This is a genomic window from Fodinibius sp. SL11 (assembly GCF_052060035.1).
GTDB lineage: Bacteria > Bacteroidota > Rhodothermia > Balneolales > Balneolaceae > Fodinibius.
Genome location: NZ_JBPOEA010000007.1, coordinates 64,834 through 78,513 on the forward strand (window position 1 = coordinate 64,834; position 13,680 = coordinate 78,513).

General features: G+C 42.0%; 10 protein-coding genes. 7 read left to right on the plus strand and 3 right to left on the minus strand.

What is annotated here, in order from left to right:
* The first annotated feature begins 42 nt into the window (after positions 1-42).
* Complete coding sequence (locus ACQ76V_RS09860) at positions 43-471, plus strand: VOC family protein (RefSeq protein ID WP_441000329.1); 429 nt, start codon at positions 43-45, stop codon at positions 469-471.
* A 77-nt stretch (positions 472-548) separates the two neighbouring features.
* Here ACQ76V_RS09860 and ACQ76V_RS09865 read toward each other — a convergent pair whose 3' ends face one another.
* The 3 genes from ACQ76V_RS09865 to ACQ76V_RS09875 all read right to left on the minus strand — a co-directional run bounded on the left by ACQ76V_RS09865 (position 549) and on the right by ACQ76V_RS09875 (position 3,950).
* A complete protein-coding gene (locus tag ACQ76V_RS09865; RefSeq protein ID WP_441000330.1) occupies positions 549-1,478 on the minus strand; it encodes an IS3 family transposase in 930 nt (309 codons plus the stop codon).
* Positions 1,475-1,876 (minus strand): transposase, encoded by a 402-nt coding sequence (locus ACQ76V_RS09870; protein ID WP_441000331.1) that lies wholly within the window; start codon positions 1,874-1,876, stop codon positions 1,475-1,477. Before ACQ76V_RS09870 ends, ACQ76V_RS09865 begins: the two co-directional genes overlap by 4 nt.
* A gap of 67 nt (positions 1,877-1,943) precedes the next feature.
* Complete coding sequence (locus tag ACQ76V_RS09875; RefSeq protein ID WP_441000375.1) at positions 1,944-3,950, minus strand: ABC-F family ATP-binding cassette domain-containing protein; 2,007 nt, start codon at positions 3,948-3,950, stop codon at positions 1,944-1,946.
* 110 nt (positions 3,951-4,060) lie between these two features.
* Here ACQ76V_RS09875 and ACQ76V_RS09880 point away from each other — a divergent pair, with 110 nt between their 5' ends.
* The 6 genes from ACQ76V_RS09880 (at position 4,061) to ACQ76V_RS09905 (ending at position 13,674) form a co-directional block, all read left to right on the plus strand.
* Positions 4,061-5,143 (plus strand): hemolysin family protein, encoded by a 1,083-nt coding sequence (locus ACQ76V_RS09880; protein ID WP_441000332.1) that lies wholly within the window; start codon positions 4,061-4,063, stop codon positions 5,141-5,143.
* 406 nt (positions 5,144-5,549) lie between these two features.
* Positions 5,550-6,110, plus strand: coding sequence for an RNA polymerase sigma-70 factor (locus tag ACQ76V_RS09885; protein ID WP_441000333.1), 561 nt, complete (start codon positions 5,550-5,552; stop codon positions 6,108-6,110).
* A gap of 163 nt (positions 6,111-6,273) precedes the next feature.
* Positions 6,274-7,338: a FecR family protein gene (locus ACQ76V_RS09890; RefSeq protein ID WP_441000334.1), complete on the plus strand. Its 1,065-nt coding sequence runs from the start codon at positions 6,274-6,276 to the stop codon at positions 7,336-7,338.
* 104 nt (positions 7,339-7,442) lie between these two features.
* A complete protein-coding gene (locus ACQ76V_RS09895) occupies positions 7,443-10,943 on the plus strand; it encodes a SusC/RagA family TonB-linked outer membrane protein (RefSeq protein WP_441000335.1) in 3,501 nt (1,166 codons plus the stop codon).
* A gap of 23 nt (positions 10,944-10,966) precedes the next feature.
* The gene (locus tag ACQ76V_RS09900; protein WP_441000336.1) at positions 10,967-12,388 is read left to right on the plus strand and encodes a SusD/RagB family nutrient-binding outer membrane lipoprotein; all 1,422 of its coding nucleotides are present in this window, start codon (positions 10,967-10,969) and stop codon (positions 12,386-12,388) included.
* Positions 12,389-12,543: 155 nt separating this feature from the next.
* Positions 12,544-13,674 (plus strand): C40 family peptidase, encoded by a 1,131-nt coding sequence (locus ACQ76V_RS09905; RefSeq protein WP_441000337.1) that lies wholly within the window; start codon positions 12,544-12,546, stop codon positions 13,672-13,674.
* The last annotated feature ends 6 nt before the right edge of the window (positions 13,675-13,680 follow it).

Genomic DNA, 13,680 nt, shown 5'->3' on the forward strand with positions numbered 1-13,680 from the left:
TTTTGTATAATAAAAAATCTTATTTCAAATAATTATAGCATTATGAGTGAACAATCAACACCGTTATTTCACTTAGCATTTCCGGTTTCTGATCTCGACGAAACCCTTAGTTTTTACAGGGATGTCCTTGGCTGTGATACCGGCCGTAGCTCAGATCACTGGATCGATTTTGATTTCTGGGGACATCAGGTTGTAGCGCACCTGAGTCCGGAAGAGGCGGGGAAGTCAAGCATGAACGACGTCGATGGTCATGCGGTTCCGGCCAAGCATTTTGGATTGATTTTAGAATGGGAACAGTGGGAAGAGCTTGCAGAGCGCCTGGAGGAGAAAGGTATTGATTTTATTATCGAGCCGTACGTCCGTTTTGAAGGTAAACCCGGCGAACAAGCCACGATGTTTTTTAAAGACCCCAGCGGCAATGCGCTCGAATTCAAGGCGTTCCGTAATAAAGAGCAAATTTTTGCGACCTAATGATCGTCGCGAGTAGAGAGATGTGAGTATTGAGGGGTTTGTCAATCCCTGAATAAGGTTGACCGCAATTGGTGTTTTTAGTTTACATGTACCATGCAATATGGTAGCTTTTTGTTTCTGTCAATCATATCCAGATGTTCTTGAGTAATCGGAGGAGTTCGGTAAGAGCGTATGGTTTGCACTGCCCTTTCCTGGGGCACCAGCTCTAACCACTCTTGCTCGTAGGCCTCCGGAGACTTCCGCCCCAGCGCATTATGATGGCGAATGCTATTATAATCGTTAACGGCCTGTTTAGCCAACCTTTTTAACTGCCGAAAGCAGTCAGGGCGTTTAGGGAGCAGATACTCGTTTTTAATCGTACCATTTATGCGTTCGGCAAAGGCATTGTCCTGGGCAACCTTGCCCATACTAATCAGCATAGCATTGCTTCGCAACAGAGCCAAGTACCGCCCGTCAATATATTGGCTCCCCCGGTCCGAATGATGGACCAGCCCCTTCAAAGCTTGCGGATCCCGGCTCGATATGGCCTGTGTTAAGGCCTTTACATTAGCTTCTGCTCGCAGGCTCTTGCTGGCGGCATACCCTGCAATCCGCCGGCTGTAGACATCGATAATAAAGGTTAGGTAATAAAACCTGCCGCCCACCTTAATGTAAGTTATATCGCTCTGCCACACCTGGTTAGGCCCCGTAACCACGCGGCCTTCGATAAGATTTTCGAAGACCTTATGGGCCGGGACCGTGGTACGCATTTTATTTGGGGTACGCTTGACCCCATAACCCAGCTCCATCATTACAGCGAAAAACCGATCGCGTCCGATCCCTTCAGGCTGCAAGTGCCAGTAGAGCTTTTCCAACCCGCAGCCGGGATGCCGGGCCCGGCGCTTATCCACCAACCTCATAAGATTGCGCAACAGCGCCAGCTGCTGGTCTTCGCGTTTAAAATGGGCCCACACCGCCTGTTTAGTCACTCCGGCAGCGGTATATAAAGCATTCAGGGAATACCTCATGGCTTTTCGGTTTGTTCGGAACCATGCGATGGTTTCGTAGAAGAATTTTTTTTTAGATCCAGCCCGTATTCCTCTTTGGCCAGATCCATCATCTTCTCATAAAAATCCAGCTTTATCTGTTTCTGGCCTAGTGCCCGCTCCAGATCCGCTATTTTCTGGTGAAGATCTTTGAGTTTGATATCTGTGCTATCAGCCATTTCAACAACAGTTATGGTAGGTTCGTCAGTGGGAGAAAATTTATGAATCCACCGGTAAATGCTTGGTTCACTGGCATAATACAGTTTTGCCAACTCTTTTACCGTATATTTTCCTTCTCTGAATTCTCTGACTACTTTTCGACGGACTTCATCGCTGAACTGTCGCCTTCGTTGTAGTTTTCTTTTGATCCGCTTATTCATAGTTGGTCCTTTTAAACGGTCAACCTATGTTAGGGACAGACAGTTCTCACTTCTCTCTACACAATACTCATGAATCACTACTAAACTTTTCCTCGATTTCGCTCATCTGCATTGCCAGTTCTTCCCATTCGGCGTAGATCTCAACCAGTTTTCCTTTGAGCTTTTCATATTCCATGGAGATCTCCTTGACTTGCTCTTCATCGTCATAGAAATCGGATTGTGCCATGAGCTCTTCAATCTCATCCTTGCGCTCTTCAAGCTTCTCAATCTTTTCTTCCAGTGGATCAATCTGCTTTTTCAATGGCTTTAGCTTGTTGTACTTTTTCTGCCGCCGCTGCGCCGCCAATCTGCGTTCTTCCTTCCGCGATAACCCGTTGTTAGAAGAACCCGGATTGTTCTCTTCTTGCTCTTTTTTATCAGTTTCTTCCCGCTCCTCGACCTTATCCAGATAGTAAGAAACGTTCCCGTGGAAGGTATTCGTCTCATCGGGCCGCACTTCCAGCACTTTGTCTACAATGGGATCCAAGAAATCGCGATCGTGACTCACAATCATATAAGTGCCTTCGTACTGATCGAGGGCTTGCTGTAAAATCTCTTTAGACTGCATATCCAAGTGATTGGTTGGTTCGTCAAAAATCAGGAAGTTAGCCGGTTGAACCAACATGCGTGCCAGAGCAAGACGACTTTTTTCTCCACCCGACAACACCGACACTTTTTTAAACACGTCGTCACCTTGAAAGAGAAAACATCCCAAAATAGTACGCAGTTGCGTTTCATCCGTTTTGGGTGCGGCTTCCCGCATAATCTCAAATACTGTTTTATCGAGATCCAATTCATCAGCTTGGTGTTGAGCAAAGTAGGAGGTGGTCACATTGTGGCCGGGTTCTCGTTCGCCAGTATTAAAATCTTCAAGTCCGGCAAGTATGCGAATCATGGTCGATTTACCGGCCCCATTGGGACCCACAACCGCAATTTTGTCTCCACGATCGATTGAGTAGGAAAGATCCTCGAAAACAACGTTATCATCGTATTGCTTTCGGACATTGTTAAGCTTCATTACAACCGCGCCGCTGCGCTCGGGCGGGGGGAATTCAAAGAAAATTTCCTCTTCCCGCTCGTCGAGCTCAATTTTATCCATTTTCTCCAGCTGCTTGATACGGCTCTGCACCTGGGCAGCCTTGCTGGCGTTATAGCGGAACTTATCAATGAATTCCTGGATCTCCTTGATCTCCTGCTGCTGATTTTCGTAGGCTTTGCGCAGGTGCTCTTTTCGCTCAGCATGCTTTTCCTCGTAGTAATCATAATTGCCCGCATAATCCAACAGATCGCCGTATTCCAAGGCCAAGGTGCGTGTGGTAATCTTGTTTAAAAACGCCTTGTCGTGCGAGACAATAATGACTGCGCCTTCGTAGCCATTTAAAAACTGCTCAATCCAGCGAAGTGACTCAATATCAAGGTGGTTTGTGGGCTCATCCAACAGTAGATACATGGGGCGCTGAAGGAGTAACTTACCAAGCGCAATGCGCATCAGCCAACCCCCGCTGAATTCAGTAGTAGAGCGATTAAAATCGTCCGTTGTAAACCCGAGTCCCATTAATACTTTTTCGATGTTCGATTCCAGGGCATAGGCTCCGGACTGTTCAATGCGATTTTGTAGTCTGCCCACTTCCTCCATCGCTGATTGGTATTCCGATGTCCCTTCCTCAAGCGTTGCCAGTTCTTCACGCGCTTTTTGTACCTTGTCTTCCAGCTCCTGAATATCCGCAAAAGCACTCTCCATCTCCTCATACACAGTTAAATCGGGGTCGGGATCAACACCATCCTGTGGAAGATAGCCAACGGTCGCGGCTTTCGACATGGTGATATTTCCACCATTGGGTTCAATTTCGCCGGCAATAATTTTGAGCAGCGTCGATTTTCCTGCGCCATTGGGACCTACGAGTCCGACGCGTTCACCGGGATTGATGATGGTACTGATTTCGTCGAGCAGGGTTTCATCCCCAAAAGAAAGTGATATGTTTTCGAGTTGAAGCAAGGAGTTAAGTTCTTTAAAATTGGCAATTAATATAACCATCAAAGCTGTGGAGCTAAATGATTATTTTAAGATTGTTTTGAACCCATTCGCAATTCCGGATACCGTGATCTGAGCTTTTTAATCAGTTACAATTATCCTATTTTCGGTCTATGTATTTACTGATTTTTTATTTAGGGCTTGCCATTGGAGTATCGTTTCTGTGTTCAATTCTGGAAGCGGTACTACTATCCGTGAGCCATTCCTATATTGCCATCATGGAGCGAAAGGGGACAAAAGTAGGGAAGCTGCTCCGTTATTATAAAGAGGATGTCGATCGCCCGCTTTCAGCCATTTTAAGTTTAAATACTATTGCCCATACCATTGGTGCCGCCGGAGTAGGGGCGCAGGCACAAATTGTTTTTGGGGATGCCTATGTAGCTATCACATCGGCTGTGCTAACATTTTTGATTCTGGTGCTTTCTGAAATTATCCCAAAAACTATTGGAGCAACTTACTGGAGAAGACTGGCGCCTTTGGCAGCGAAAATTTTACGAGTATTGATGTTTTTGATGTATCCCCTGGTGGTGATGTCGCAGGCAATTACGCGATGGCTTTCGCAGGATGAAAAGATGCCCAGCTTTAGTCGGGAGGAATTTGGCGCCCTGGCCGATCGTGGGGTAGAGGAGGGGATCTTTGAAGAAGAAGAATCGCGCATCTTCAAGAACTTGATTCGCTTTAATTCATTACGAGTGAAAGATATCATGACGCCGCGTACTGTTGTTGTAGGCTTTGATGAGACGCTAAAAGTAGATGATGTCAGTGAAAATATTGAGCAACTGCACTTTTCGCGGCTGCCGGTATATGGCAACGCCCGCGACGAAGTGACGGGCTATGTGCTTAAAAATGACCTCTTGTTGATGTTGGCACGTGGTGAAGTAGATAAGGAGTTAAAAGAGTTAAAGCGTGATATTCTTATCGTGCCCGAGATGATGCCGTTGCAAGATTTCTTTGAGCAGCTCATGAAAAAGCAGGAACATATCGCCATTGTGGTTGATGAATACGGTGGATTTGCCGGTGTTGTTAGTATGGAAGACCTCGTAGAAACCTTACTGGGGATGGAAATTATTGATGAGGTGGATACGATCGAAGATATGCAAAAGATGGCCCGCAAAAAGTGGATGGAGCGTGCCAAACGGCTGGGGATCGTCCCCGAAGATACCGAAGAAGCCTCCTCAATTGATTCTGCTTCTTAAACTTGCTTAGAGCCTTTTCTTTGTATCAAAAAGTTTAGTCTATCAAAAGTAGCTATTTAGTAATAGCAATTGACTCATCTATCTTTAAGTACAGCTTACATTTTTTTACTGTTTACGATTCGCCATTTGCTCAATTATTTTTGAGCTTCAAAAAGATGGGCACCTACTATGTTATTGATTAAAAGTAAGAATAGATGCAACCTACCGCTGCGAGAAGAAGGTGCAGTGATTTAGTATTTATTGAGTTATCGGCATAAGATGGTATTTAGTAGTGTGTATTTTTAATTTATTTTTTAATTATAGGTAAACCACTTGGATATAATATTAGACTAATCTTTCTTAACACTTAATTGGGATGGACATTAGGACTGGAATACTGATGATGATATCAGTTTTTCGATAGCATATGAATACGGCAAAAGAAAAAACTTCAGAGCCTGGAAATAACCTCGTGGAGAAAATCCGCCAGGGAGACGAGCGGGCTTTCGAAGAACTTTTTCGGGAGTATTATTCTGATCTCTGTTCTTTTGCTTACCAGTTCACAAAATGTAATGAACAGGCCAGGGATATCGTACAAGAGGTATTTACAAAGGTATGGAAGCGACGGCAGGATTGGAATATTCATCGTTCTGTTAAAGCCTATCTGTTAAAAGCTGTTCGCAATAGTGCCATTAACCAAATTAATCGTAATGATCACCGCAGTAAAGTTCGAGAAACCTTTTCAAGAGAGCGCCTCCAAAGTGTGAAGTTCCCTGCTGATATTGAAGTTGGTAAACTGGATCGGGTGGTCGCTCAAATTTGGGAGGTAGTTGTAGCAATGCCCAAACGTCGGCGCAAGGTTTTTATCCTTTATCATCGACACGGGCTGAGTTATAACGAAATTTCTGAAGTGCTGAATATTAGCCGCAAGACTGTGGAAAATCACATGGGACTGGCTCTAAAAGATATTCGCGCACAAATCAGGTAAGTCAGGATTTCTTGATTGGTTTTCATCGATCTAAAAATTTGTTCATTATCCTGTCTCAATTTGTTTCAAGACTATTTTTATCCATCTGAAATTTTTATTGGGGGGAAGGCTCTTTACGGTTGTCTTATAAATAAAGAACAGGTGGATCATAAAGGATATTGCAATGGAACTTGATGGAATTGATTATCAATTAATTGCCAGCTATTTGGCGGGCGAATGTACTGATCAGGAGCACAAAAAAGTGGATCAGTGGATCAATCAGAGTCATGAGAATAAAAAGCAATTTCAAGAATTTCGTCATATCTGGCAGCTATCGGGAGAAGCCGTTTCTCATCAAAAGATAGAGTGTAATCTTGACCAGGAATGGAATCGGCTGGGTAGGCAAATAAGTAAAGAGAATGTTTCATCACGAAGTAAGAATTCTGATCAAAAACGTTATTGGTCTTTTCGAAGTTCTTCAATCCATTCCAGAACCCAGCAATTTAATCGTATAGCAGCAGTATTCTTAGTTGCAGCTTTTTTGGGAATTTTATCGTATCAAAGCTGGAGCCAGTCAGAACAAAAACAGATAGAACCGGTTCTTAGGCAGATTAGTACTGATAATGGACAGCGAGCCAATCTATCGCTGAGTGATGGTACCGAAGTGATGCTCAACGCTGATAGTCAACTTGAGCTACCAACCCAGTTTGCATCTGATGTACGGGAAGTTTACCTGAAGGGCGAGGCTTATTTTAACGTATCAGAAAATAAGGAAAAGCCATTTTTGGTACACTCTAACCAGTCTGTTGTTAGGGTTTTGGGAACGGCTTTCTCCGTTCGATCCTACCCCGAGGACCAACAGGTGCAAGTAATTGTTGAAGAAGGACGGGTATCATTTGGAAAAGAAAACGGAGCTGAAGATCAAAAAGCAATTTTAAACCGGAATGACTTAGCTACATTTAATGTCTCAACCAGCTCTTTGGCTACTCGAGCAGTAGATGATATCGACTTATATATGAGTTGGCGGGACGGTTATTTGAAATTTGAAAAAACAAAACTAAATGATGTAGCCAAGTCCTTGGAGAGGCGGTATGATGTGAAAGTATTTTTCGAGGATCCGGCACTAAAAGAACTTTTACTTACGGCATATTTAAAAAGTCGGTCACTCCGCAATGTATTGGATGTAATTACAGCATCGTTGCAGATAGAATATCAATTAGATGACAATAAAGTCACGTTCATGAAATAATTGGTTGAGATTTTAATATCATTTTTTGTAACCGGTTTCATTAAAAAATAGTAACTCAAAAGCGATAGTTCTTAAATATAAAAATAAATCCAAACGGAGGTTCTATGAAAGAATCGTTATTGCATATGTTGTCAAAGTCGGTGCTTTGGTGTCTGGCGGTATTGTTAATTTCGCCAGCAAGTCAGGCATTCACGACCGATGCTCAGGGACAGTATCTTACGTCTGCTGCAAATGAGTCTATAAATAAAACATTTTACTCGGTTAGCAAGTATTCCGATCGGATTCCGGAGCTACAGGGTATCATTTCGGTTGACGTTGAGAATGCGCCGATACGAGAAGTATTAGAAAATATCGTATCGCGAGCAGATCTTGGAATAGCTTATAATGCTGAACTGCTATCGTTAGAGCAATCCATATCGGTTGATATGAACAATGTAACGGTAGCCGAGGCTTTGCAAAAAGTTCTTGAGCATACTCCTTATGAGGCTGCTATCTCCAAAACCCGAGAAATTATATTACAGGATCGACCGGATCCACAGCCGCTGTTAATACAGTTTCAACAGGAGATTTCCGGTACGGTTACAGATGCAGAAACCGGTGATCCGCTGCCCGGGGTTAATGTGATGGTGCCCAATTCAACAGTTGGTACTTCAACCAATGAAAATGGGGAATATGCTATTACAGCGCCTGATGATGCTGATAGCTTAGCGTTTTCTTTTATTGGTTACCAGGAGAGAATAGTTGCTATAAACGGAAGAACTACTATTAATGTAGAATTACAGTCCCAGGTTCAAACCTTTGATGATGTAGTGGTTACTGCATTTGGTGTTGAGCAGGAAGAGAAAGAGCTCGGTTATTCCGTTCAACAAATTGATAGTGAAGAATTAACAGTTGGAAAAAATGAAAATGTAGTTAGTTCTTTACAAGCTAAAGTTTCTGGTGTGCAAATTACAAATACAGGTGGGGCACCAGGGAGCAGTTCAAGGATTTTAATTCGAGGTATAAGTTCCTTAGATCCCAGTGCGGATAATCAACCTTTATTTGTAGTTGATGGTGTACCGATTGATAACTCTACGGTTGAAGCCGGTGATACGCCTCGTGGATTAAGCAATCGTGCAGCTGATTTAAATCCCGAAGATATTGAATCAATGAGTGTTCTTAAGGGTGCTGCAGCATCTGCCTTATATGGTGTTAGGGCTGCCAATGGGGCTGTGATTATTACTACCAAAAGTGGTCAATCTGGAGATACACAAATTAATTTTAAGAACTCTATTGGTTTTGACCGAGTTAATAGCTATCCCGAATTCCAAAAAGTGTATGGCCAAGGTTTTGGTGGTGAAGCAACCACTGATAGTTTTTGGCCTAATTGGGGGGCACCTATTGCAGATGTGGCTGATACCCTTGATGGGTGGCGATATCATGATATTTGGAGAAATTCCATGGAAACGGGAGTGAAAATTAATAACACCATTAGCGTTTCTGGTGGTGGCGATATTGCAACTTATTATGGTTCTGTTTCAAACCTATCCCATGATGGGGTTATGCCTTTTAGTGATTGGGGGAGGACTTCAATTAAACTTTCTGGAGATATAAGTCCTAATGATGAACTGCAGATTTCATCCTCCGTTAATTTTGTGAATTCTGGTGGGAACAGAGTTCCAGCTGATCGTTTTATGGAGCGTTTAATGTATTGGGCTCCAACTAAACCAGTTACCGATTATGAGAAAGAAAATGGTACGATGAAAGGATACTATGCAAATGGTAATGCAGGGACGAATCCTATTTATGATGCCAAATATTCAACCTACGAAGATGATGTCAATCGTGTAATTGGTAATTTGAATATTAATTATAATTTCACCGATTGGATGAGTGTTTCCTATCGATTAGGTATGGATTATTACAATGATAATCGTACAAATATCACTCCTGGACCGCAAGGTGTAGATAATGAAAACGTCCTTAGTAGCACTGGTTTTATTAACGAATTAAGGATTAGCAGCCGAGATTTGAACTCAACATTAAACCTAATGTTGAATGGTGATGTTACAGAAAAAATTTCTGCAAAATTAACACTCGGTAACGATATATTTGATCGTGAAACCAGTCAAATTCGTGCAGAAGGAAGTGATTTTGTTACTCCAAATTTTTATAACCTCAGTAATACTAGAGAAATATCAAATAACCAAAATCTGGAGCAACGCCGTCTTATTGGTGTTTATGGAGACTTAATGCTTAACTATGATGATTTCCTATTCTTAAATGTTACAGGACGTAATGACTGGTCATCAACATTGCCGGTTGATAATCGTTCTTTCTTTTATCCCTCTTTTAATTTAGGATTTGTCTTTTCAGAAATAGCAAATTTGCCGGACTTTATTTCGTATGGTAAGCTACGTGCCTCATATGCACAGGTAGGAAAAGATGCAAGTCCATATTCTACTAATATTACATTCAATTCTCCCTCACAGTATCCAATAAATGGACAGGTTGGATATACACGAAATCAAGTTATAGGAAGTCCTGATTTAAAACCTGAGATAACAACCTCAATTGAGATTGGAACAGATTTACGGTTCTGGGATGGACGTGCTGGAATAGATTTCACCTATTATAAAGCAAATAGTGCTGATCAAATTCTTACAGTGCCTATTTCTAATGCGGTCGGCGGAACACGACTTGTAACTAATGCCGGTGAAATAGAGAACAGAGGAATAGAAATGCAAATAAACTTCAGACCTATTGAGCAACGGAATTTTCAATGGGATGTTCGAGTTAATTACAGTCGAAATCGCAATGAAGTTATTTCTATTCGAGAAGGCATAGATGAAATAAATCTGGGTTCTTCATTTGGATATGGTGGTTCTTCAGCCAGTATTAGATTGGTTGAAGGAGAACCATTTGGAAATATCTATGGCACAAGCTATCAACGATATTATGAAAATGGTGAGCCAGATGATAAGCTGTATTTGGATGAAGATCGTCCGGTTGTTATTGGGGATGATGGATTCCCGGTTGTAAATACTGATCAAAAAGTTCTGGGTAATGCATTTCCAGATTGGATAGGAGGAATTAGAAATAGCTTCTCATATCGCAATATAAGTCTTTCATTCCTGATTGATATCCAGCAGGGATTAGATGTATACAGTCAGTATGACAACTTTTTTGCAGCATTTGGAATTACAAAAAATACCTTGGACCGAAATGAAACCAGAGTATTTGAAGGAGTTACTGATGATGGTCAACCCAACGATCAGGAAGTCTGGTTGGGGCAAGGTATAGGGCCAGATGGTCGAGATTACGGTGCTGGTTTTTATCGTAATACTTATCGTACTGCTACCGAGAACTTTGTGAAAGATGCTTCTTTTATTAAGCTACGTAATATAAATCTTTCATATAGTTTGCCAGGGAGTCTGATTGATCAATTGCCTTTTAAAAGTGTAACAGCGTCTGCTACTGCAAATAATATTATTCTTTATACTCCATTTGATGGGTTTGATCCAGAATCACGCAGTGGTCCAGCAGGAAGTAATGCAACTGGTTTTACTGGGCTTGATCATCCTGGCGTAGCAAGCTTTGTATTCTCTCTGAATTTCTCCTTATAAAGAAAGTTTAAAACAGAATAATTATGAAGAATTTAAAACTATTAGTGTTTTGCATGCTTAGCGTCATACTTGTAAGTATGGCCGGTTGTAGTGATTATTTGGATATTAATGAGGATCCAAATAACCCTACAGAAGCACCTCTTTCTGGCTTAATGACGAATGCGACTTTTGAAACATCTCAAAACATGTATTCATTGGGCAGTAATACCTCTTATTATGTCCAGTATTTAGCTTCTCCTAATCCAAGTAGTTCAACGGATATCCAAGACGATGTTGCTTACGACAATACTTGGTTTGGTTTCTATGATGTTATGACAGATTTGGCAGTACTAAGACAGGATGCTGCTGAGCAGGGAGCTACTGATTATTTGGGGGTGGCAAATATCCTAACTGCTTTAAATTTGGCAACTGTTGTAGACGTGTGGGGCAATGTCCCTTACAGTGATGCCTTCTTCGTTGAAACATTGAGGCCAAGCTATGATAGTCAAGAAGCACTTTACGATACGGTTCATACTCTTTTGGATAGCGGAATTCAAAACTTGGAACAGGGTAATTCAACGATCGAGCTGGGAAATGATGACTTTATCTATGGTGGTAATACTGACCAGTGGATTCGTCTTGCACATATGCTTAAAGCTCGGTATCTCAATCACCTGAGTAAGCAACCAACTTATTCGCCTACTGATATATTGGCAGAAGTTGATCAGGGTCTGACGGGCAATGCCGATGATGCTCAAGTTGACTACTTTGAAGATCAATTTAACCCATGGGCTGAAGTTGCCATCGATAACGCAAACTTACTACTGGGCGGTTGGATATCAGAGCAAATTGTTAAACATCTGGATGGTACCCTTTACGGTGTTGAGGATCCCAGAATAGGAACCTTTATGGGAACCACTGATGATGGTGATTATGTGGGTACTCGAAATGGTGCGGGTAGAGGTTCGGCTCCTGAACAGGGAGCACGAAGCGTATTAACGACCGATACCTTTTATGCAGCTGAAACGGCACCTGTTTTGATTGCAACCTTTGCCGAGCAAAAGTTTATTGAGGCCGAAGCTGCATTTCGGGCTAATCAACCAACACGTGCCTACAATGCATATATGGATGGTATCGAAGCACATATGGACAAAGTGGGAGTTTCGGAAGCTGAAAAACAGGATTATATGACGGATCCAGCTGTTGCAGTTGGTGAAGGTGGGTTAACTCTTGACCTTATCTTCAAGGAGAAATATACGGCCATGTATCTACACCCGGAATCTTGGGTTGATGCGCGCCGATATGATTATCAATACGATGATATGGAATTACCTGCCAATCATAACCCTGATTTGAATGGGGAATTTATTCGAAGATTATCGTATCCCGATTCAGAAACGCAACGTAATTCTGGAAATGTTCCTGATATATCTCTATCTGATCGCATCTGGTGGGATGTAGATTAATTACACTACTATAAGTGGTATTTAAATTCATAAAAAAGGCACAGATATTTTTCTGTGCCTTTTACATATCATTATAACATATGGTTAACAAGTATAGTTTTATAAAGTTTAGGGTTCCATCATTGTCACTTATGGTTTTGTTGGTTGTCTCACTTATGGCATGTAATCTATCCCAAAAGCAGGATATTAAACAGAAAATAAGTAACATTTCTCAACATTTTGCACCTGATAGTAGAGTAGCCCTATTTGATGTAGAAGCTAAGTCAAATAATGGCGAATGGGTGCTAAAAGGGGAAACGAATCTTCCGGAAGCTAAGAACGCATTGTTTGATTCACTTTCAGCAGTGAATGTGACTACTGTTGACAGCATCAATGTGCTGCCAGAGGATGGTCTTGAGGGGAAAACTCTGGGGATTATTAACAACTCTGTAGCGAACCTTCGATCGCGGCCTTCGCATCCTGCTCAACTCGTTACACAGGCCACGTTAGGAATGCCTGTGAAGGTTCTTAAAAAAGAGGGCAGCTGGTATATGGTCCAGACACCTGATGATTATTTGTCGTGGGTTGATTATGGAGGGATCCATCAAATGAGCAAAGACGAATATGACGAGTGGAAATCTTCGGATAAAATTATTTATCTCGAAACCAATGGTTATGCTTATGAGCAGCCGAATCGCAAGTCACTGAAAGTATCTGACTTAGTAAGTGGAAGCATCCTCAAAGTTGCTGGTACAACCGAAAACTTTTATGAGGTTGTCTATCCCGACGGCCGAACCGGTTTTGTAAATCAATCTGAAGCTCGTTCATTTGATGATTGGAAGGCATCCGTTGAAGCATCTGAGAATCAATTGGTACAGGAGGCAAAATCATTGAAAGGAGCGCCGTATCTGTGGGGAGGAACATCTCCCAAAGGGATGGACTGTAGTGGCTTTACAAAAACGATTTACTTTATGAACGGCTGGATTATTCCCCGGGATGCCTCTCAGCAAGTGCATGCTGGAGAAATAGTTGATTCAACCGGAAGTTTTGAGAATTTACGTCCGGGCGACCTGCTGTTTTTTGGCAGAGAAGCATCCGAAGATCGTGACCGGCGTGTAGTGCATGTGGGGATGTGGATTGGCAATGACGAATTCATCCATTCTGCGGGAAGAGTAAAGGTAAGCAGCATTGATCCTGAAGCTAAAAATTATGACGAATATAATGTTAATCGCTATCTCGAAACACGTCGATATTTACAGCATAAAGAAGGAAATATTCTGGATGTAAAAGATATGTACGAGATATAATAAAGA

Excerpts from the sequence above, each read along its gene's own strand:
- ACQ76V_RS09860 (WP_441000329.1), top strand. The coding sequence starts at position 43 with ATGAGTGAACAATCAACACCGTTATTTCACTTAGCATTTCCGGTTTCT.
- ACQ76V_RS09865 (WP_441000330.1), bottom strand. The coding sequence starts at position 1,478 with ATGAGGTATTCCCTGAATGCTTTATATACCGCTGCCGGAGTGACTAAA.
- ACQ76V_RS09870 (WP_441000331.1), bottom strand. The coding sequence starts at position 1,876 with ATGAATAAGCGGATCAAAAGAAAACTACAACGAAGGCGACAGTTCAGC.
- ACQ76V_RS09875 (WP_441000375.1), bottom strand. The coding sequence starts at position 3,950 with ATGGTTATATTAATTGCCAATTTTAAAGAACTTAACTCCTTGCTTCAA.
- ACQ76V_RS09880 (WP_441000332.1), top strand. The coding sequence starts at position 4,061 with ATGTATTTACTGATTTTTTATTTAGGGCTTGCCATTGGAGTATCGTTT.
- ACQ76V_RS09885 (WP_441000333.1), top strand. The coding sequence starts at position 5,550 with ATGAATACGGCAAAAGAAAAAACTTCAGAGCCTGGAAATAACCTCGTG.
- ACQ76V_RS09890 (WP_441000334.1), top strand. The coding sequence starts at position 6,274 with ATGGAACTTGATGGAATTGATTATCAATTAATTGCCAGCTATTTGGCG.
- ACQ76V_RS09895 (WP_441000335.1), top strand. The coding sequence starts at position 7,443 with ATGAAAGAATCGTTATTGCATATGTTGTCAAAGTCGGTGCTTTGGTGT.
- ACQ76V_RS09900 (WP_441000336.1), top strand. The coding sequence starts at position 10,967 with ATGAAGAATTTAAAACTATTAGTGTTTTGCATGCTTAGCGTCATACTT.
- ACQ76V_RS09905 (WP_441000337.1), top strand. The coding sequence starts at position 12,544 with ATGGCATGTAATCTATCCCAAAAGCAGGATATTAAACAGAAAATAAGT.